This window comes from Rhodoligotrophos appendicifer (assembly GCF_007474605.1).
Lineage (GTDB): Bacteria > Pseudomonadota > Alphaproteobacteria > Rhizobiales > Im1 > Rhodoligotrophos > Rhodoligotrophos appendicifer.
Genome location: NZ_VHKL01000007.1, coordinates 235,082 through 254,317, shown reverse-complemented (window position 1 = coordinate 254,317; position 19,236 = coordinate 235,082). Strand labels below are relative to the sequence as shown.

Genomic DNA, 19,236 nt, shown 5'->3' with positions numbered 1-19,236 from the left:
TTTCAAATAATGCACGGCCGCAACGCTGCCATCACGGTTTCACAACAATCGTACGGATCTGCCGACGGGGCACACGACCGGTGAAGAACGAGTCACCGGAATGCGTGGCAAATGTGTGGTTCCACTATGACCTAGGCGACGCCAAGCTTCTTCTGCAGATTCGTGCTGGACGTTGTGTACTGAAAAACCAGGCGCTTGTCTGGATACACGTAGTGATAGGCCTGTTGCGCCGCCAACGCGACCTCGTGAAAACCTGAAAGGATGAGTTTGAGCTTTCCGGGGTACCAGTTGATGTCCCCGACCGCGAAAATTCGCGGCTCAGAGGTTTCGAATTTCTCCGTGTCGACCTTGATCAAATTCTCCGTGAGATTGAGCCCCCAGTCCGCAATGGGTCCCAATTTCATGGTCAGTCCAAAGAATGGCAGTAAGGCATTGGCCTTAATCTCGATTTCGCCTTCCGCACCTTTTGCGATGGCGGCGTCAAGCATGCCCTTGTCGCCGCGCAGCGCCGTGACTTGACCGATCCTCAGGTCCAGTCTTCCTTCCGATACGAGATCGCGCATTTTCTTTACAGAATCGGGTGCCGCCCGGAACTCATCTCGGCGATGCAGCAAGGTGACGTGATTGGCGATGGGGAAAAGGTTCAGCGTCCAGTCGAGGGCACTGTCGCCGCCCCCGACGATGAGAACATCGCGCCCCCGGAAGCTCTCCATCTTCTTGACGGAATAGAAAACTGAGCTGCCTTCATAGGCTTCAATGCCTGGAATCGGCGGCTTTTTCGGCTGGAAGGAACCGCCGCCGGCGGCGATGACGATGACCTTCGCGCGGAACTCGATGTCCCCATCAGTACTCACGCGAAATATTCCATCCTCCTGCCGCTCGAGCGCCGTCACCATATGATTGAAGTGAAATTCGGCGCCGAAAGGGCGTGCTTGCTCAAGCAGGGCGTCGGTAAGCTGCTGGCCGGTGACCACCGGTAAACCGGGAATGTCGTAAATCGGCTTTTCAGGATAGAGTTCGGCGCATTGCCCGCCGGGCTTATCGAGTATATCGACGACGTGACATTTCATGTCGAGCAAGCCGAACTCGAAGATGGTGAAAAGACCCACAGGTCCGGCACCGATGATGAGGGCATCGGTCTCAATGATGGTGGTGCTCATCTGCTTGCCCTTCTATGTGGCGGCGGCCGGCGGCAGGATCAGAACTGTTTTTCCGGAACGCGGACGACCAGACCATCGAGCCGGTCGGTGATTTTTACTTGGCAGGAAAGCCGACTATTCTCGCGGACATCGAACGCGAAGTCGAGCATGTCTTCTTCCATTTCGTTGCGGTTGCCGACTGTTTCCCACCAGCCGGGCTCGACATAGACATGGCATGTTGCGCAAGCGCAGGCTCCACCACAATCCGCATCGATCCCGGGAACCATGTTTCGCACGGCGGTTTCCATGAGGGTCATGCCGGCCTCGGCCTCAACGACGTGCTCCGCGCCACTATGCTCGATGAAGGTGATCTTGGGCATTGCTCTGATTTTTCCTGGGACCTTCACAAGGGGTAGATGTTTGCCAAAGGTCTTCATGCCTTTTGCGGCGGGCAGGACGATATAAGGGATGGCGGCATTTGAGGCAACGCGATTCCCTGGGCGACGCCTGCGTCTAGTCTTTGGAAAGTTTGGCCAGAATTCTCTGAATCGTCTCTTGCGCGGTCGATGCGCAGGTCTCGATCTCGGTCAGATATCGCCGAGCCTGCTCATCGAGCGGGGCCAGGCCCTCCATGCTCGACGCCAGATCAGCGATGCTCCATGCTCCTACCGCCAGGGCGGAGCCCTTCAGCCGATGGGCAGTTCTCCGCCATTGGTCCGCATCTCGGGTCGTTCCAAGGAACGTAAGGCTGTCGCGGAGCGCTGCGGAGAAAAGCATCAGCACTTCTGCCTCCAGCGATCGATCACCCAGCGTATATTGCTGCAGATGATCAAGATCGATGCCCGGTGTCGGAGCCCCCGCTGATGGGTCGCTTATTTCAGCCACTCCTGAGCCCTCGCGAGTAGCAAAAGGAAACTCTAGTCAACCAAAGATTACTAATTTATTAATGGACGAAGGCCAACACCGGGGGACCTGCCCGTGTCTAGGGAGCTCAGAACGCGCCATTTTACCGCTAAGATCCTGATTATTTTGAATTTTAACCAAAAACACATTTAGATAAGATGACGCTCCACGCCCGGGTTTATGAGCGAAGCGTCTTAAGATATGTTGAGTGCACTGCACCTGAGGGAACAGGGGGAGGCCTCAACGAAACGTCTGACCCTCTGTGTGCGGCAGTTAGGGAGATTTATCCTGCAAAGGAGGCTCCTTTCGGTAGCGACTCCGAGCGGCGGGGTGGTCGCCGGGTGACGGCTGCACGCAGACAGGCGATCCTGAATGGATCGCCGACATCAGACGCTTTCGTGGCTTTGTTTTCTGTTCATCACCCCTCTTGTGGTGCGATGATGTTCGTAGCGGTTGAGTCTCATGTCATGGCTCGACGGCTGGATGACGTGCGTTGCGGAGGCGGAGTATGACCAGCAGCCCTATCGACCCGCGGAGACGTCCCCAGAGGCGTCTTATTAGGCGGACTGCAAACGAGGCCGAACGGTCGCGCTCGCTGGCTTCTGGGGAAGAGACAAACCACGCGGAGACCGAGCGTCGCCGCGGCGCTGCTCCTCTCTCGGGACGTCCTGCTAACGAGAATGAGCCAACCACGGCCGCGTTGATCGGCAGCTTGAAGCGAAAGCCCTCGAATCTTCCCTTCTGGGGCGCTGCAGTTATTTCGGTTCTTTGGGTCGTCATCGCGGTGACGTCTTTGGTTGGCTATTTTGGCTCTGACCCTGGTCGGGCCTTAGCGGCCTCCGCCCCTACCCTGCCTGCGGCGACTCTCGCCATTGTTGCCGGTCTACCGATCCTGTTGATCTGGAGCATCGCCTATTTGGTGCGGCGAGCCCAGCACATGCGCCAAGTGTCTGAGACTTTGGTCCAGACCGCGATCCGGCTGGTTCGTCCGCAGGATGTGGCTAGCGAAGAATTGTCGACAGTGACGGAAACCGTGCGCCGTGAGGTCTCGAACCTGCTCGGCAGCGTGGAACAGGCTATCCAGCGGGCCAGCGAGCTGGAAACCCTGGTGCACAAAGAAATATCTGCCCTTGAACGTGCTTTTGGTGGCAATGAGGATCGTATTCGCAGTCTGTTGGGCGGCCTCGAGAATCAGCGCACGGCTCTCGAAGAGGCTGTCTACGTGCTTGGAAGCGAGACAAATCCTCTCCTCACTCGCTTTGAGGACAATACCAGTGCTCTCCGCTCGATTATTGATGGCGCCACGTCTACGCTGCAGCTTTTGGAGCACGGCCTAAAGGCCTCCACTGACGAGCTTTCGGGAACAATCGAGACGATCGCCTCGAAGGCGGGATCGACAGGCGAGCAGATTACAGCTCAGACAGCCCGCCTCGAGCACCTTGCGGGCAAGGTCATGGAGGACATCAAGAGCTTCTCGGGCGACCTTGAGCAGCAAGTCAATGCCCTCTCCGACAGCGCCAAGGTTCTGAATGACACCAATCTGCAGATTTCCACGGAGGTCGAGCGGATGACCGGTCATTTCTCCGGGCATCTGGAGAGCACCGCAAAGGACGTCATCCAGTCGATACGCTTAGCATCGTCCGGGTTGGACGAGGCACAGGAGGGACTCTCGGGCCACCTCACCAGTGTCACCGATTCGATCAACACGCGCTTGAAGGATTCGAGCGTCGAGTTTGTCAATCTGATCCGCGCTACGAGTGGCGAGATCACTCAGGCGCATGCCGAAGTGACGACCAATCTCGATAAGGTGAGCTCCAAACTGGGCGAGGAGCTTCGTGCTTCGGGCAGTGAGGTTGCTGAGCTTCTGTCGTCGACCAGCTCGAATATCTCTTATCAGATGCGCGAGTCCTCGAGCGAGGTTGCCCAACAGATCCAGCGCTCAGGCAATGAGCTCGCTCAGCAGATCGGCGTATCTGGGGGCGCGATTACCGATAAGCTGCTGTCCGCCAGCAGCGAGTTCATTGAGAATCTCTCGCGCTCTCGCGCTGAGATGTTCGACTATCTGGAACAATCCAGCACGCAGATGACGGAGCGGCTGGATTCAACCACACTGCGCTTTATCGAGCGGTTTGATAGCGCCAACTCTCAGATGACCGACCGGTTGGCGATGACCTCCCACGAGATCACTTCCACCATGGAGCAAACGGGCAACGAGATCGTTTCTCGCTTCGATACCGCCGCCGGTGAGGTTGCCCGAAATCTCGACAGGGCAGGACAACAGGTCTTTGTCCGTCTCGACGATACTGTGAAGGGTCTCGGCAATCGTCTGGACGAGGCGAGCTCGCTGTTCGAGAGGGTGACAGGCGACGTCACAACTCGCATCAACGAGACGGGCTCCCGCTTTGCTCAGGATGTTGAAGGTGTGAGCGAAAAGGCACTCGGTCGCATCGAAGACGCGTCCTCCGGAATCACCTATGTCCTGGACAGCACGGCGACTCGCCTGCTCGATCACATCGAGGACTCGGCCTCGCGAGCGACAACGGCAGTCGGGGAGCTCGGTGAGCGCGTTATCAGTCACTTCGAAGCGGCGACGGGAGACTTCAGCAACACGTTTGCCCGCACCAGCACGCAGTTCTCTGCTCAGATCGATACCGCAGCAGATGGTGTGAGCCGCATCGCTGAAGTGGCAGGCGACAAACTCGCCGATCGGATTGGTCAGTTGAGCCAGCTCATCGGGACAAACCTTGAGAGCGCGACGGATCGCGTCACGATTGAGCTGGAACGTTCGACCCGTGCCGCGGCGGAGAACTTGGAATCGACCAGCGTTCGTGTTGTTTCCCAGGTCGGCGATATCATCGGCTCCATCAATGATGGTCTGGACGATACCAGCAGCCGCGTGATCCACGAGATCTCCACGATGGTTGGAGCGATCAATGACAGCCTTGGGAGCACGAGCAGCCGTGCGGTCCATGAGATCTCGTCCATGGTGGACGGCATTAGCGGCAATCTCGACCAGACAAGTGATCGGGTCGTCAGTCAGATCGGCACGCTGACGGGATCGGTGAATGAATTGCTCCATTCGACGGGTGAGCGTCTGATCGCCGAAGTGGGCGACATGGTGGCATCCGTGAACCTCGCTGTCGAGAGCACCGGCGGCCGGGTCGTCGAGCGTTTGAGCACTGTGGCGGGTACGGTGAACCAGAATCTCGAAGAGACGCGGGACCAGACTCTAAGCCGTGTGGAACTCGCCGTCGCCACCATCAGCAGTGGCCTCGAAACGTCCAATGACCGCATGATCGGCCAGCTCGGCAGTGTCGTCGGCACGCTTAACGTCAGCTTGAACTCCGTAACAGAAAAGGTGGTCGGGGAAATCAATGAGGCGATTGCCGCTGTCAACGACAACCTCGAAGGCACGAGCGGCAGGGTAACCACCCAGATCGCCGACGTGGTGGATTCGGTCAATGCACGGATCGACATGACCCGGGAGCAGACGGTCGCGGAGATCAGCAGCATCGCTACCACCGTCAATCAGGATTTGTCATTGACCAGCGATCAGGTCATTACGGCAGTGAACGATCTGGTGCGCTCGGTTCAGCATGGGCTGGATACAACCGGCAATCGCGTCAGTAACGAGATCAATGACGGTCTAACGCTGGTTCACGACAAGATCTTGTCCACGAGCGATCAGATGATTGGCCGGGTCGGCAGCCTAGTTGGCTCCGTCCAGCAGGATTTGGAGAGCACTGGCGATCGACTGATCGTACAATTGGGTGAGGTCGTCAGCACCATCGGCCGCGATGTCGATGCGACAGGCACGCAGATGATCAGTCAGATTGGGGACGTGGTGACCTCTCTCACCCTGACGCTCACCTCAACGCGACAGGAGGTCGAGGGCGAGTTCGAAAGGCTCGTGGGGAACATCACCTCGTCTATGGATGATGCTAGCACCCGTGTCGTGGCTGGGATCGATGGCTTGGCCACATCCTTCAGCAGCAGGTTGGACGGCGCCACTTCCAGCCTGCTTGTCGAACTTGGCGAAGCGTCCCAAACGGTTACCCAGGACCTGGATAAAGCCAGTGGACGGCTTGTCAGCCAAGTGCATTTGGCGACGTCCAACTTCAGTCGAACGATCGTCACGACCAACGAAGAGGTCTTCTCCCACATGGATCAGGCCGCTGGCTCGATCCGCGAGAGCATTGCGAAAGTGGGGACCGAGGTCATCGAGCGCTTCGACGCCACCAGTGACGACGTTGCACTTCGCCTGCAGCAATCGACCGAACGCTTCGAGGATCTGACTGGCAAGGCAACCGAAAAACTTCAGTCCACCAGTCTGATCTTCAATGACGTAATCGAGAAAACCAGTGGAAACCTCTTCGAAGGGGTTGAGCGGGTCATCGATCAGGTTGCCGATCGGGTCGGGATCGTCGGTGGGGGGATCGCTGAGCGGTTCGAACGCGCCACGAGTGACGTGTCGCATCACCTTGATCGTGCGACCGCCGCGCTGGAGACGACGGGCTCGGAGACAGCGTTGCGATTAGAAGATGCGGGCCAGAAGTTTGCACAGCATCTTGAGACGGCAAACGTTTACTTCACCAGCCAATTGTCGGACAGCGCTACTAGACTCGATGAGAAGCTGGAACGGATCAGTGGCACTGTCACCACCGATCTGCATCAAGCTGTCGAGGGGATCCTCGAGACACTCAATGTTCAGGGCAATGACTTGAACGAGCGAATTGAAGGGACCAGCACCAAGATCACTGTGAACTTGCAGCGGCTGACGGGTGCGCTTCATGATCAACTGGAGACTGCAAGCTCGACGGTCATGGAAGAATTCGAAACCGTCGGAGCGCGCCTGTCCGGCGAGATGGAAGCGTTGACCACGAAGCTCTCCTCCGAGGTGAGCAGCCTCACCGTGAAGCTGTCGGACGAGGTGGGTACCCTCACCACGTCTGCTACCGATACCTTCGTTCGCACGGGTGATCAGGTCGCCCGTCAGATCGAGGAGATGGGCCTCGCCGTAAGCCGGCAGCTCAGCGACAGCAGCAGAGTCGTGAGCGAGCAGATTGAGCGAACAGGCTCTGTGGTAACGACGCATGTCGCCGATAACAGTGAGAGTATCGCGAACCGTCTCGGCGAAATTACGTCTCTGGTCGGCGAGTCGATGCAGAACTTCCACTCCGAGGTAGAGCGGATAGCCGTCGGACGCGAGCAGACCTTCGATCAGGTTGTGGAGAAGCTTGGCCAGAAGGCCGAGGAGCTCGAGAACCTCATGCGCAACTTCACGAGCCTTATCGAAGATTCACTCCTCCTCGTAGAGCGTAGAGCTCGGGAGGTTGGGTCGCATCTGGAAAGCCAGACCAGCAGCACCGCTCAGAGCTTCGAGCAAGAGCTTAAGCGTCTTGAGATTGAGGCTGATGAGCAGATCGGTCGTGCGGCAAAGAAGCTTCAATCCCAGTACGATCGAGCTCTTGCTGCCATGAGTGAAATCCTCTCCAACACCAGCGGTCACTTCAATCAGACTGCCCAGGAGATGCGCTCGGCCGCCCAACTGGTGGTGCAGGAGATCGATACCACCCGTGGGGAGCTCCGAAGAGCGATCTTTGACCTTCCAGAAGAGACCCGAAGTAATGCGGATGCCATGCGACAGGTGGTGGCCGATCAGATCGCTGCGTTGAGTGCTTTGGCGGAAGTCGTTAAGCGCCATGGCAAGGCGGTCGATCTGTCTGGCCCGGGCATCTATGTGCATGACCGAAGTGAAGGAGCGACACGCCTGGGAAAATCTGAGGGCGTCACGGCGAGAACCCCGCAGAATGGCTCGTCTGGCGCCCAAAAAACCCGCAATTCTGAAAGAAAGGCCGCTGCGGCACAGGAGGCTGCAGTGAACTACTCGACTATGGAAGACGTAGATGCCGATGAGAATGTCGAGGCTGAGGCGCCTTCCGCCACTCGCAGCGACCCTGAATCGGACCTGGAGCCAACACCAACCCGAGAGCAATCTGCAAGCAACATCAATGAATTGCCTAAGCGTGCACAGCAGATTTTCGGTAAGCTCTACGATATCTCCGTGGACCTTGCTCGAGCTCTGGATGAAGACCATCCCTCCGATTTGTGGCGTCGCTACAAGGGGGGAGAGCGCGATGTCTTCATGCGCCGACTGTGGTCAATCCAGAGCGACCGGCTGCGTGAAGATGTGGCAGGGCGCTATGAATCGGAGCCAGCGTTCCAGGCGGACGTTCGCAGCTATATGACAGAATTCGAAAGCCTGCTCGACGCCGTCTCCAATGCGCGGAATGGTGACGATCTGATCGACGCCTGTCTGGGAACGGAGGCCGGCAAAATCTATCTGATGCTGGGCAAGTCGTCAGGACGCATAAAAGCCTGATAATAAAAAAAGGGGAGGTCTCGGCCTCCCCTTTCTCATTCACCAAGCCTAACAGGACATCTCAGACTTCCGCTGGCAGTCGGGAAAGCCCGAAGATGATCAATCGAAAAGATACTCCCGGCCAACCTTGACCCGTCGGATCCCGCCATAGGCGATGATGTCGGCGGTGGCATAGGTCTCCGACAACTGATCGGGGAGGAAGCTACCCGTCCCCACCAAATTGACCGGTGCGCGCGCTCCACCCATGACCAAGCACTTTTGATTATCGAAGCCGGAAGAGGCCACAATCGCGGCCTGAGCATAACCTGCAGCGTCCAGCGCGCGCCGCACATGGATGATATTCGCCACTGATACGCCCTTTCCGAAGAGGATACGGCGCACTTGGTCGACGAGGATGTTTGCAGCGTCGAGCTGAAACGCCCTCACCCCGAGAACCTTTTCGACAATGTTGTATTCGCCCTCTATGCCCAGCCAGCGTCCAACGATCTCGACGGATTTCTCATAATCGAGTCCTTGGGCGAATCGGCCCCCATGAGTATCGAGTCGCACGCCGAAGGTACGGCCTTCCGTATCCAACCTTCCCTCGTCGTAGAACCATCTGGCGCAGCGCACCGCGTCATCGACCTCGAGACCTTGGAAATCGACCAGGGCGGTGATCGCTGCGGTTTCAGGAACGGCATCGGCAAACAGCTTCATCGCTTCCAGAACGTCTCCGCCGGTGTAGCCGATCAGCGCATGCGGCATTGTTCCTGAACCGGCCAGAGCCCCATAGAGTGGCGCCGTGAGGTCCTGCGAGGAGCCGATGAACCCCTTCACCTGCGGATCTTCGGCGCGCGCCGCTTCGCTTCCCACGGACGCTCCATAGGCCGCGAGGAGGTTCATCTCCGGACCGGTGGCATGACGGGCATGCATGTCGAGGAAGCCCGCATAGGGTAGCGCGCGGCACATGTCATAGGCGTTATTGGCACAGACGCTCGGAAGCCCGATCTTCTGCAGCATCAGGGTTTCGATCTCGGCAAGTTTGGAAAACGGCCCTGTGATCTCGATCAGCTTCTTATGCGCCGGGACGATCTCGCCTTCCTCGAAGAACCGTCTCACCCGCGCTTCGGGGCAATGCCACTGGAGGATACGAAGGGCGGGTTCGATGGCCGCGACTATGCGGCGTCTCAGGAAGAATGCATAGGTGACTTCCTGATCGCCATTCAGTTCCGCAATACGCCGCGTATGGCTGAAATATTTATCGGTCTGGTGCGCCAGCGGACCGGCCGCGACGGACAACTCCACGATCCGGCTGAGCATTCCCTCCAAAAGCAGACTGCGGGGCGTGCTTTGGTCCATTGACCGATCCTTAAGCTCGGCCGAGTGCGTTGAGCGCAGCGGCACTTCCGGCATTCAAAAACCCAATATCGCTGTTCACGGTCACGAAACGGAAGCCTTGCGCAATTCGGGTTTTTGCCTGAGCTGCACTGGGGGTGAAGATACCGGGTGAAAGTCCGTGCTTTCGTGCGACCGCAACAATATGTTCGAGAGCCTCCACCGCCTCCGCTTCACCGTCAGGCTCGAATGAGCGACCATTCGTCAGGGAGATCGTCAAGTCGCTCGGGCCGACGAATAGACCCCCCAATCCGCGAATTGCCGCAATGGCCTCTACATTGTCGAGCGCTTCGCGGGTTTCAATCATCGCGAACAGGGCGATCCTTGCTCCTGCTTCGGCCAGATAAGCCTCCTTGGTCATTCGGCCGGTAGCGACGGCGCGATAGGCTCCCCAGCTTCGGCCGCCATGGGGCGGGAAGTGGAAGGCCTGCACGAACTGTTCTGCCTCGGCGGCAGAGTTGATCATCGGCGCGATCAAGGCCGATACACCGATGTCCAGCATTCGAGCGCCGATACTCAGCCCGTTGAGGGGTAGTCGGACGACACTCGGTTTGCCCGCCCCTGCAATGGCCATAACCATGCTGCGTGCCTCGGCATACCCCATCATGCCGTGCTGCATATCGATCGTGCACGCATCCCATTTGTCCAGAGCCAGAGCCTCGGCAATGATCGAATCGGGGACAGTCGACCAGGAGGAAAGCAGGAGCTCGTCGGTCTTCAATCTGTCGCAAAGCATTGTCGCCCCCTTCTCCAGCCTGCCTTCATTCAGCCGAGCGGTTAGCCTCAGGCTTGGCTGCGTACTTGCTCTACTGCAACCTGCATGAGTTCGTCCATGGTGCGGCGGATCTGGTGATCCGATTGTTCTACGCCTTTGGCGTCAAAATCGGTCCGGATCTTCCGAAACACGTCATTATCTCCGGCTTCCTCGAAATCTGCCCGGACGGTAGCCTTGGCGTAGTCTTCAGCAGCTTCACCGGTGAGGCCGAGCTTTTCTGCCGCCCACAAACCCAGGAGCTTGTTCCGGCGAGCATTGGCCTTGAATGTGAGCTCCTCATCGAGAGCGTATTTGCGCTCGAAGCCGTCTTCGCGTTTGTCAAAAGTTGTCATTCGATTACCCGCCATAATGCGTGCTAGAAACCGCTTCAGTAGGCATAGCTTTGCGGAAGCGCCAAATCAACACTGCGCCAGGGCTTGCTTTCTTCGGGCTTGGCGCCTTATTCGTTTCGACGGATGTTGAAATCGCCCTGTACCGGGCCCAGCTTCGTTGTGCTTGTAGGCGCACTGGAGTAGTTTTCACTATGTGCGCTGCACTCTTTGGATACCCGCCCGTCGCAGCTCCGAAATGATGTCATGACCCGGCATCAGGAAGCCAAATCGAGGAATTGCTGTCATGAATAAGAACCGTCGCCGTGTCTATGAGGGCAAGGCGAAGATTCTCTATGAGGGGCCGGAGCCGGGAACGCTCATTCAGCACTTCAAGGATGACACGACGGCCTTCAACAAACAGAAGCACGAAATTGTTGAGGGCAAGGGCGTTCTGAACAACCGCATCTCCGAATATGTTTTTACCAAGCTGAATGAGATCGGCGTTCCCACGCACTTTATCAAACGACTCAACATGCGCGAGCAACTGATCCGCGAGGTTGAGATCATCCCTCTGGAAGTGGTTGTCCGCAACGTAGCCGCGGGCTCCTTGTCCAAGAAGCTAGGTTTGGAGGAGGGCTCCGCCCTGCCCCGTTCGATCGTCGAGTTCTACTACAAGTCCGACGAGCTCCAAGATCCCATGGTTTCCGAGGAGCATATCACGGCATTCAACTGGGCAAGCCCCCAGGAGCTCGATGACATTATGGCGCTGGCCCTTCGGGTCAACGACTTCTTGTCCGGCCTCTTTCTTGGCATCGGCATCAGGCTCGTCGATTTCAAGATCGAGTTCGGCCGCCTCTACGAAGGCGAGATGGTGCGCATCGTGGTCGCAGACGAAATCAGCCCTGATTCCTGTCGGCTGTGGGATACGCAGACGAATGACAAACTGGATAAGGATCGATTTCGTCGAGATCTCGGCGGCCTTATTGAGGCTTATCAAGAAGTCGCGCGGCGCCTCGGGATTCTGTCGGAACAGGATCAAGGTGAGCGAAAGCGTCCAGTTTTAGTCAAGACTGACCGGGGAACGGCTCCATGAAGGCGAGAATAACCGTCACGCTCAAACGTGGCGTTCTTGACCCGCAGGGAAAGGCAATCGAGCGGGCTTTGCATACTTTAGGCTTTGGCGAGGTCGATCATGTACGCCAAGGCAAGTTTATCGAGCTGGAGCTACCCGGTGCCGATGCGGCGGCAGCGCGTGCTGAGGTTGAGGCCATGTGCGAACGTCTGCTGGCGAATACGGTGATCGAGGACTACCAAATAGAGTTAGGACAATGAAATCCGCCGTCATCCTCTTTCCCGGATCTAACCGGGAGCGTGACATGATGACCGCTTTGGAGAAGGTCCACGGCGCGCGGCCGCACCTCGTCTGGCACGGCGAGACAACCCTTCCCGACGTCGATCTCGTCGTGTTGCCAGGCGGCTTCTCCTATGGCGACTATCTTCGTTGCGGCGCGATCGCAGCCCGATCCCCGATCATGGCGGATGTGATCGCCAAAGCAGCCCGAGGCCTTCGCGTGCTTGGCGTGTGCAACGGATTCCAGATCCTTACTGAGGCGGGCCTTCTGCCAGGGGCGCTGATGCGGAATGGTTCGCTGAAATTCACCTGCAAATTTGTGCATCTGAAGGTCGAAAACACAGCGACGGATTTCACGCGGCTTTTTCCTCGCCAAGCAATCATCAGATGTCCGGTGGCTCATGGCGATGGTAATTACTTCGCAGATTCCGAGACACTCGCCCGGCTCGAAGGGGAAGGTCGTGTGGTTTTCCGCTATTGCAATGTAGCCGGCGAGGTCACTCCCGAAGCCAATCCGAACACGTCCTTGAACAATATCGCGGGTCTGATGAATGAAACCGGCAATGTGGTGGGTTTGATGCCGCATCCGGAGAATTTCATCGAGCCGCTCCACGGAGGCAGCGATTGCCGCCCCCTTTTCGAAAGCCTTCTGCAAGCTGCTTAGGCAGTCGCAACGAGATTTTGAAACCTCATGATTCCGAATGACGTGACGATGACGCCGGAGCTTGTGGCTGAGCACGGCCTCAAGCCTGATGAATATGCGCGTATAATACGCTTGATTGGCCGCGAGCCAAGCTTGACGGAGCTCGGCATCTTTTCGGCCATGTGGAACGAGCACTGCTCCTATAAATCCTCGAAGAAGTGGCTGCGCACTTTGCCCACCAAGGGCCCGCGGGTGATCCAGGGACCCGGCGAGAATGCGGGTGTCGTCGATATCGGAGATGGATTGGCGTGCATCTTCAAGATGGAAAGCCACAATCATCCCTCCTTTATCGAACCCTATCAGGGTGCGGGCACCGGCGTGGGAGGGATTCTCCGCGATGTCTTCACTATGGGCGCGCGTCCCATCGCAGCCTTGAATGCCCTGCGCTTTGGAGATCCTGAGCATCCGAAAACACGCCATCTGGTGTCGGGTGTGGTGGCCGGCATTGGCGGCTATGGGAACTCCTTCGGAGTGCCGACAGTTGGCGGTGAGGTCAACTTCCACCCCCGCTACAACGGCAATATTCTTGTCAATGCCATGGCTGTCGGCATCGCGAGGACGGATCGGATCTTTTATTCCAAAGCCTCCGGTGTTGGCATGCCGATCGTTTATCTCGGCTCCAAGACGGGTCGCGACGGTATTCATGGCGCCTCTATGGCATCAGCTGAATTCGGCGAGGATGCCGAGGCCAAGCGCCCCACCGTCCAGGTCGGTGATCCTTTTTCTGAAAAACTCCTCCTTGAGGCTTGCCTGGAACTGATGGAGGCGGACGCCATCATCGCGATCCAGGACATGGGCGCTGCCGGCCTCACCTGCTCTGCCGTTGAGATGGGCGCCAAGGGCGATTTGGGTGTCGAGCTCGATCTTGATCGCGTGCCTTGTCGTGAAACCGGCATGACGGCCTATGAAATGATGCTCTCCGAAAGTCAGGAACGTATGCTGATGGTCCTGAAACCGGAGAAGGAGGCGGAGGCCGAAGCCATATTCCAAAAATGGGGTCTCGATTTCGCAGTTATCGGGCGCACCACCGATGATCTGCGCTTCAGGATCCTGCACAAGGGTCTATTAATGGCTGATTTGCCCATCAAGGAGTTGGGCGACGAAGCCCCAGAATATGACCGCCCGTGGAACGAGCCCGATCCCCTACCCACTCTGTCGCCCGACGCCGTGCCTGCCCCCAATGATCTCGCCCAAGCCATCCTCAAACTCATGGGATCGCCCGATATGGCCTCCCGGCGGTGGGTCTGGGAACAATATGATCATCTCATCCTCGGCAACACCGCTCAGAAGCCGGGTGGCGATGCGGCGGTGGTGCGCTTGGACGGCACTAATCGAGGCTTGGCGATCTCAGTTGACGTCACCCCGCGGTACTGTGAAGCCAATCCCTATGAAGGTGGCAAGCAGGCGGTGGCTGAATGTTGGCGCAATCTGTCCGCAGTTGGTGCCGAGCCCATCGCCGTAACTGACAACCTTAACTTTGGCAATCCTGAGCGGCCGGAAATCATGGGACAGTTCGTTCGCGCAGTGAACGGCATCGGCGATGCGTGCCGCGCCCTGGATTTCCCCGTGGTCTCGGGGAATGTCTCGCTCTACAATGAGACAAATGGACGTGCAATTTTGCCGACCCCGGCCATCGGGGGTATTGGCTTGGTTGACGACCTTGCGCAGACGGCCACGATCGCCTTCAAGGCCGAGGGCGAGGACATCCTGCTTATAGGCGGACACGGAACCCATCTCGGGCAGTCCATGTATCTGAGGGAAATACTCGGGCGCGAGGAAGGTTCTCCGCCCCACGTTGATCTAGCTGTCGAACGCCGTCATGGAATTTTCGTCCGCTCTTTGATTCGCCAGGGAAAGGTGACCGCCTGTCACGATATCTCTGACGGTGGACTTGCTGCGGCTGTGGCGGAAATGGTGATGGCCTCCGGACTCGGAGCAGTGATAAATCTAGAAGGTGAGGCACATGTAGCGCTCTTCGCCGAAGATCAATCTCGCTACATCGTGACCTGCCGCTCTGAGGATCTACAGGCACTTCTTGTCTCCGCACATGATGCAGACGTTCCGATAGTGCATCTCGGGGCGGTTGCCGGTCGCGAGCTCGCAATCGACGGCTCGGTTCGTCTCTCTGTCGACGAGTTGCGGGTCGTCCATGAAGGCTGGTTTCCGCGCTACATGGACCTGGCGGCGGAAGCGTGACAGTATTGAGGCAGGTTGAGCTATGGGGCGGCGTTGAATGGCAATGGATGCAAAGCAGATCGAGCAGTTGATTAGGGACGCCCTTCCCGATGCTCGAATCGAAATCCGTGACTTGGCGGGCGATGGCGATCACTACGCTGCGACGGTCGTCTCCCAGCAGTTCAAGGGCAAGACGCGAGTCCAACAGCATCAAATCGTCTATCAGGCGCTGAAGGGCGCCATGGGCGGCCAGCTGCACGCGCTTGCTCTGCAGACCTCTGCCCCTCCGGAGGATTGAACTGTCCGACTAGAATAAGGGCCGGATGCTCCCATTTATGGATTGCTAATAGCGGTACATTGCGAGAAGAAAAGGTTCTGACGATGAGCGACGTTCTTCAGTGGATCGACGAGCAGGTGAAGTCCAACGACGTAGTCCTGTTTATGAAAGGTACGCCGCAGCAGCCCCAATGCGGTTTTTCGAGCCAGGTGGTTCAAATTCTGGATTATCTCGGGGCTCCCTATGCCGGTGTGAATGTTCTCGAGACTGACGCGCTACGCAACGGTATCAAGTCCTATTCGGATTGGCCGACAATTCCGCAGCTTTATGTAAAGGGCGAATTTATTGGCGGCTGCGACATCGTCCGGGAAATGTTCCAGAAAGGCGAACTGAAGTCGCTTTTCACCGAACAGGGCATCGCGGTCGAACAAGACGCCTGAGGCTTTTAGTGTCCTGACGTCAACATCGTGAATGTCAGACCTCAGCATTCTGCATTGGTCATGAGGTGCGGCGAGGCGTAGGAATGGACCGCGTCCCCTGGGTCGAGGTAATCCATGTCCGTTTCTGCGCTGCAGCCGTTGCCCCTTTGGCGCCGCCCCGAGGTCATCATAGCCGCAGGCTGCGTGATCGCTGCCATGGGGTTCGGCCTGCGGTCGAGCTTTGGCCTGTTCACGCTCCCCATCACCGAGACCTATGGTTGGGACAGAGCGACCTTCGGCTTTGCCATCGCCATTCAGAACCTGGTTTGGGGGGCCACCCAACCTGTGGCGGGGGCGATGGCCGATCGGTATGGAACCGCCCGGGTTCTCATCGTGGGTTCCATCATCTATGCGCTCGGCGTCATCTTGATGCCGTTTTCGCCGACGCCGACCCTGTTCTGCCTCACTGCTGGCGTAATGGTCGGCATCGGCATAGCAACGGCATCATTTGCGATTGTGATGGCGGCCTTCTCACGATCAGTGGGACCGGAGCGGCGCTCCTGGGCCTTTGGCATTGCAACTGCAGCCGGGTCCATGGGGCAATTTCTCTTTGCCCCCTTGGGACAGGCGTTCATCCAAGCCTATGGCTGGGAGACAGCGCTCGTCCTTCTGGGACTCACCATGTTGATTTGCGTGCCGTTAGCGGGGCTTCTTCGCACGCGGACGGCAGATGCCAAACAGAGTTTGGAAAGTGAAACGACATTGCCGGCGATGCAGGCGCTGGCAAAGGCGGTGGCGCACCGCAGCTTCATCCTTCTCATCGCCGGCTTCTTTGTCTGCGGCTTCCAGCTGGCTTTTATCACGACCCACATGCCGCCTTTTCTGGTGGAGAGCGGTGTCAGCGCCGGGATTGCCAGCACCGCGATCGCTTTAGTGGGCCTCTTCAATGTTGTCGGCTCCTATACCTCAGGCATTCTCGGCAACCGTCATTCTAAGCCCTATCTCCTGGCTTCCATCTATGCAGCCCGTGGCGTTGCGGCTTTGATCTTTATCCTGTTGCCCATCACGACCGCCAGCACGCTGGTCTTTTCCGCCGTCATGGGGCTTCTCTGGCTCTCCACGGTCCCTCCGACTGCGGCACTCGTCGCAATCATGTTTGGGGTGCGCTATATGGGCATGCTGTATGGTGTCGTGTTCTTTAGCCACCAGGTCGGTTCCTTCATGGGCGTATGGCTCGGCGGCGTTCTCTACGACATTTACGGATCCTACAATCCTGTCTGGTGGATCAGCATTGGGCTCTGTGTCTTTGCCGCTCTCGTGCATTTGCCGATCCGGGAGCGGCCGGCCGCGGACTTCGGCCGTACGCCCGTAGCTGCGTGACGGGTCAGATGACAGCGCATTTGCGGAGCCCCCATCGGGTGGCGCTCCTCACGGGTGTGGCATTAGTCGCAGTTTGGCTGTTGGGAATGGGTTGGGCCGTCCGCGACGCGGCCCTGGATCCAACCGCCGGAGGCCCCCTCTTCGCTGTATTCAAACCAGGGCTCACCGAGACGGAAATGGTGCACCGGATCGTGACCGCCGGCGGCCGTCCGATGCGGCAAACCTGGATTTCCTCCGTGTGGGTGGTCGATGGGGAAGACGGTCTAGCGGGCGCGTTGAAGGCCCATGATGTCCTCGGAACCTATGGTGAGTTGCCCATTGGCTTCCAACTTGCTGGCTGCTTTGCCGGGGCCGATAGCCGCGCCTCCGCGATGCTGTCTCTGCGACCATGAAACTCGTCTGGTACCGCACGGCAGATGGGCGCAACTGGCCGAGCATCGCCGCTTTGACAGCCTAGTCTGCCATCCAGTTCTTAGCAGCATCCCTGACCTGCTGCCAACATATTGACAATAGGTCTAATTTTTCTCTCGCCGCATTGACGGGGACACAGCCTGTTCGCAGACTTGCGACTCGATGCGAGCCATCACTGGCGCGAGGGAGGCTGGAGGACATGATGAACTTGCTTGGCCATCATCGGCAGTTTGACAATTGTCTCACCACAGCGGAGATCCTTTATTATCTTCCGGACCATCCCACTCTTGTTCAGACATTCATATGGCAGCACTATGATGTGGCGCCACTCTTTCCGCGGCTTATCAAATTCCTTGATTTCTGGCGCCAAGGCATTGAGGCGACATTGGCCGAGGTGAGGGTTGCTCATCGCCAACTTGGAGGATCGGCACATATCCGGCTGGTCGACCAAGAATGGCGGCTTAGCTGATCAGCTCAACTTGATCTTACGTTGCTGACCGTCTCTCTGAACTTCATAGCATGCTGTTTCGGAAACCATCATTCCCTGGAACTGAGTCGGTTGTGGACGATTGACCAGCGTTCCGATCACCAGTTTGCACTGATCGAGCGACGGTGTCGCTGATCCCGAATCATTTGCTGTCCTTCCGGTGGCATCACGGAACTCCACCACCGGCACATACACGACGTCATAGGTCTGGTTGGCAACTGAGATTCGCGGCGGCCCCGCAGTTTCGGGCGAGGTGGTCTGACATCCCGCCAAGGCAATGCAGACCACTGGCGCGAGGATCGAAACAGCAATTCTCATCAGGCCAGCTACTCCTCGGGACCGCTGCCGACGGAGATCGGCCGCGCTTGAATCTACCCACCATCATCCCACCGGGAGGGGATACCACCAAACAAAATCCGGGCGAAAAAATGGCGCAGGCCCGAGTCCAGGTCTGCGCCCTCAATTAGCGCGAGTAAAACTCGACGACCAGGTTTGGCTCCATCTGGACCGGATAAGGTACGTCTGACAAAGCAGGAATTCGCGCCAGCTTGGCGGTCAGAGCCTTCTGATCGACCTCCACATAGTCCGGCACGTCCCGCTCGGCCAGCTGCTGCGATTCCAGCACCAGCGCTAGCTCTTTGGACTTGTCCTTGACTTCGATCACATCGCCGATCTTAACACGGAAGCTTGGAATGTTCACGCGGCGACCATTGACCTTCACATGCCCATGGTTGACGAACTGGCGTGCGGCAAACACAGTGGGAACGAACTTAGCGCGATAGACGATTGCATCCAGCCGACGCTCGAGCAGCCCGACGAGGTTCTCCGAGGTGTCGCCCTTCATCCGCGCGGCTTCCTGATAGATCGCGTTGAACTGGCGCTCGTTGATCGAGCCGTAATATCCCTTGAGCTTCTGCTTGGCGCGCAGCTGTTGACCAAAATCCGACAGCTTGCTCTTGCGGCGCTGGCCGTGCTGGCCAGGCCCATATTCTCTCTTGTTCACAGGGCTCTTTGGGCGGCCCCACATATTTTCGCCCATACGGCGGTTGATTTTATACTTCGCCTGAATCCGCTTGGTCATTCGAGTCTCCTAAACGCCGCCGGCTGTGCACCCTTGCACAAGCCGACCAATGGAACCCGCCCTCCTCC

18 protein-coding genes are annotated in these 19,236 nt (G+C 57.9%); 10 read left to right on the top strand and 8 right to left on the bottom strand.

Going from position 1 to position 19,236, the window contains the following annotated elements; translation table 11 throughout:
• Window positions 1-131: 131 nt before the first annotated feature.
• From FKM97_RS16920 to FKM97_RS16910, 3 genes are all read right to left on the bottom strand, one after another.
• Window positions 132-1,160, bottom strand: a complete 1,029-nt coding sequence (locus FKM97_RS16920; RefSeq protein WP_144293607.1) for an NAD(P)/FAD-dependent oxidoreductase — start codon at window positions 1,158-1,160, stop codon at window positions 132-134.
• Window positions 1,161-1,198: 38 nt separating this feature from the next.
• Complete coding sequence (locus FKM97_RS16915) at window positions 1,199-1,519, bottom strand: 2Fe-2S iron-sulfur cluster-binding protein (RefSeq protein WP_144293606.1); 321 nt, start codon at window positions 1,517-1,519, stop codon at window positions 1,199-1,201.
• Window positions 1,520-1,652: 133 nt separating this feature from the next.
• Window positions 1,653-2,024, bottom strand: coding sequence for an Hpt domain-containing protein (locus FKM97_RS16910; protein ID WP_144293605.1), 372 nt, complete (start codon window positions 2,022-2,024; stop codon window positions 1,653-1,655).
• Between the two features lie 526 nt (window positions 2,025-2,550).
• Here FKM97_RS16910 and FKM97_RS16905 point away from each other — a divergent pair.
• Window positions 2,551-8,424 (top strand): apolipoprotein A-IV repeat region-like domain-containing protein, encoded by a 5,874-nt coding sequence (locus tag FKM97_RS16905; RefSeq protein ID WP_144293604.1) that lies wholly within the window; start codon window positions 2,551-2,553, stop codon window positions 8,422-8,424.
• A 99-nt stretch (window positions 8,425-8,523) separates the two neighbouring features.
• Here FKM97_RS16905 and FKM97_RS16900 read toward each other — a convergent pair whose 3' ends face one another.
• Genes FKM97_RS16900 through FKM97_RS16890 form a run of 3 tightly spaced genes read right to left on the bottom strand, consistent with a single transcriptional unit; the run spans window position 8,524 to window position 10,905 of the window.
• Complete coding sequence (locus FKM97_RS16900; RefSeq protein ID WP_205015125.1) at window positions 8,524-9,762, bottom strand: beta/alpha barrel domain-containing protein; 1,239 nt, start codon at window positions 9,760-9,762, stop codon at window positions 8,524-8,526.
• Window positions 9,763-9,772: 10 nt separating this feature from the next.
• Window positions 9,773-10,534, bottom strand: coding sequence for an HpcH/HpaI aldolase family protein (locus FKM97_RS16895; protein ID WP_144293602.1), 762 nt, complete (start codon window positions 10,532-10,534; stop codon window positions 9,773-9,775).
• Between the two features lie 47 nt (window positions 10,535-10,581).
• Window positions 10,582-10,905, bottom strand: a complete 324-nt coding sequence (locus FKM97_RS16890; RefSeq protein WP_144293728.1) for a DUF1476 domain-containing protein — start codon at window positions 10,903-10,905, stop codon at window positions 10,582-10,584.
• A gap of 283 nt (window positions 10,906-11,188) precedes the next feature.
• On the opposite strand from FKM97_RS16890, the gene purC reads away from it, so the two are divergent.
• The 9 genes from purC to FKM97_RS16845 all read left to right on the top strand — a co-directional run bounded on the left by purC (window position 11,189) and on the right by FKM97_RS16845 (window position 18,069).
• On the top strand, window positions 11,189-11,977 hold the full coding sequence (purC, locus tag FKM97_RS16885; protein ID WP_144293601.1) for a phosphoribosylaminoimidazolesuccinocarboxamide synthase: 789 nt from the start codon (window positions 11,189-11,191) through the stop codon (window positions 11,975-11,977).
• The gene (gene purS, locus FKM97_RS16880; RefSeq protein WP_144293600.1) at window positions 11,974-12,216 is read left to right on the top strand and encodes a phosphoribosylformylglycinamidine synthase subunit PurS; all 243 of its coding nucleotides are present in this window, start codon (window positions 11,974-11,976) and stop codon (window positions 12,214-12,216) included. Before purC ends, purS begins: the two co-directional genes overlap by 4 nt.
• On the top strand, window positions 12,213-12,899 hold the full coding sequence (purQ, locus tag FKM97_RS16875; RefSeq protein WP_144293599.1) for a phosphoribosylformylglycinamidine synthase subunit PurQ: 687 nt from the start codon (window positions 12,213-12,215) through the stop codon (window positions 12,897-12,899). The genes purS and purQ overlap by 4 nt, the downstream gene beginning before the upstream one ends.
• Before the next feature lie 27 nt (window positions 12,900-12,926).
• The gene (purL, locus tag FKM97_RS16870) at window positions 12,927-15,134 is read left to right on the top strand and encodes a phosphoribosylformylglycinamidine synthase subunit PurL (protein WP_144293598.1); all 2,208 of its coding nucleotides are present in this window, start codon (window positions 12,927-12,929) and stop codon (window positions 15,132-15,134) included.
• Window positions 15,135-15,171: 37 nt separating this feature from the next.
• Complete coding sequence (locus tag FKM97_RS16865; RefSeq protein WP_144293597.1) at window positions 15,172-15,411, top strand: BolA family protein; 240 nt, start codon at window positions 15,172-15,174, stop codon at window positions 15,409-15,411.
• A gap of 83 nt (window positions 15,412-15,494) precedes the next feature.
• Window positions 15,495-15,830, top strand: coding sequence for a Grx4 family monothiol glutaredoxin (grxD, locus tag FKM97_RS16860; protein WP_144293596.1), 336 nt, complete (start codon window positions 15,495-15,497; stop codon window positions 15,828-15,830).
• 114 nt (window positions 15,831-15,944) lie between these two features.
• Complete coding sequence (locus tag FKM97_RS16855; RefSeq protein ID WP_144293595.1) at window positions 15,945-17,189, top strand: MFS transporter; 1,245 nt, start codon at window positions 15,945-15,947, stop codon at window positions 17,187-17,189.
• An 8-nt stretch (window positions 17,190-17,197) separates the two neighbouring features.
• Window positions 17,198-17,581 (top strand): hypothetical protein, encoded by a 384-nt coding sequence (locus FKM97_RS16850; RefSeq protein WP_144293594.1) that lies wholly within the window; start codon window positions 17,198-17,200, stop codon window positions 17,579-17,581.
• A 218-nt stretch (window positions 17,582-17,799) separates the two neighbouring features.
• Complete coding sequence (locus FKM97_RS16845; protein ID WP_144293593.1) at window positions 17,800-18,069, top strand: hypothetical protein; 270 nt, start codon at window positions 17,800-17,802, stop codon at window positions 18,067-18,069.
• On the opposite strand, the gene FKM97_RS16840 is transcribed toward FKM97_RS16845, so the two are convergent.
• Both FKM97_RS16840 and rpsD read right to left on the bottom strand, forming a co-directional pair.
• Window positions 18,070-18,405, bottom strand: a complete 336-nt coding sequence (locus FKM97_RS16840; protein ID WP_144293592.1) for a hypothetical protein — start codon at window positions 18,403-18,405, stop codon at window positions 18,070-18,072. It lies immediately after the preceding gene.
• Window positions 18,406-18,550: 145 nt separating this feature from the next.
• On the bottom strand, window positions 18,551-19,168 hold the full coding sequence (rpsD, locus tag FKM97_RS16835; RefSeq protein WP_144293591.1) for a 30S ribosomal protein S4: 618 nt from the start codon (window positions 19,166-19,168) through the stop codon (window positions 18,551-18,553).
• Window positions 19,169-19,236 lie beyond the last annotated feature (68 nt).

Coding starts and splice junctions, on each gene's coding strand:
- FKM97_RS16855 (WP_144293595.1), top strand. CDS start 15,945: ATGTCCGTTTCTGCGCTGCAGCCGTTGCCCCTTTGGCGCCGCCCCGAG.
- purC (WP_144293601.1), top strand. CDS start 11,189: ATGAATAAGAACCGTCGCCGTGTCTATGAGGGCAAGGCGAAGATTCTC.
- FKM97_RS16900 (WP_205015125.1), bottom strand. CDS start 9,762: ATGGACCAAAGCACGCCCCGCAGTCTGCTTTTGGAGGGAATGCTCAGC.
- FKM97_RS16840 (WP_144293592.1), bottom strand. CDS start 18,405: ATGAGAATTGCTGTTTCGATCCTCGCGCCAGTGGTCTGCATTGCCTTG.
- rpsD (WP_144293591.1), bottom strand. CDS start 19,168: ATGACCAAGCGGATTCAGGCGAAGTATAAAATCAACCGCCGTATGGGC.
- FKM97_RS16845 (WP_144293593.1), top strand. CDS start 17,800: ATGATGAACTTGCTTGGCCATCATCGGCAGTTTGACAATTGTCTCACC.
- FKM97_RS16850 (WP_144293594.1), top strand. CDS start 17,198: ATGACAGCGCATTTGCGGAGCCCCCATCGGGTGGCGCTCCTCACGGGT.
- FKM97_RS16915 (WP_144293606.1), bottom strand. CDS start 1,519: ATGCCCAAGATCACCTTCATCGAGCATAGTGGCGCGGAGCACGTCGTT.
- FKM97_RS16895 (WP_144293602.1), bottom strand. CDS start 10,534: ATGCTTTGCGACAGATTGAAGACCGACGAGCTCCTGCTTTCCTCCTGG.
- purL (WP_144293598.1), top strand. CDS start 12,927: ATGATTCCGAATGACGTGACGATGACGCCGGAGCTTGTGGCTGAGCAC.
- grxD (WP_144293596.1), top strand. CDS start 15,495: ATGAGCGACGTTCTTCAGTGGATCGACGAGCAGGTGAAGTCCAACGAC.
- FKM97_RS16890 (WP_144293728.1), bottom strand. CDS start 10,905: ATGACAACTTTTGACAAACGCGAAGACGGCTTCGAGCGCAAATACGCT.
- FKM97_RS16865 (WP_144293597.1), top strand. CDS start 15,172: ATGGCAATGGATGCAAAGCAGATCGAGCAGTTGATTAGGGACGCCCTT.
- purQ (WP_144293599.1), top strand. CDS start 12,213: ATGAAATCCGCCGTCATCCTCTTTCCCGGATCTAACCGGGAGCGTGAC.
- FKM97_RS16905 (WP_144293604.1), top strand. CDS start 2,551: ATGACCAGCAGCCCTATCGACCCGCGGAGACGTCCCCAGAGGCGTCTT.
- FKM97_RS16920 (WP_144293607.1), bottom strand. CDS start 1,160: ATGAGCACCACCATCATTGAGACCGATGCCCTCATCATCGGTGCCGGA.
- purS (WP_144293600.1), top strand. CDS start 11,974: ATGAAGGCGAGAATAACCGTCACGCTCAAACGTGGCGTTCTTGACCCG.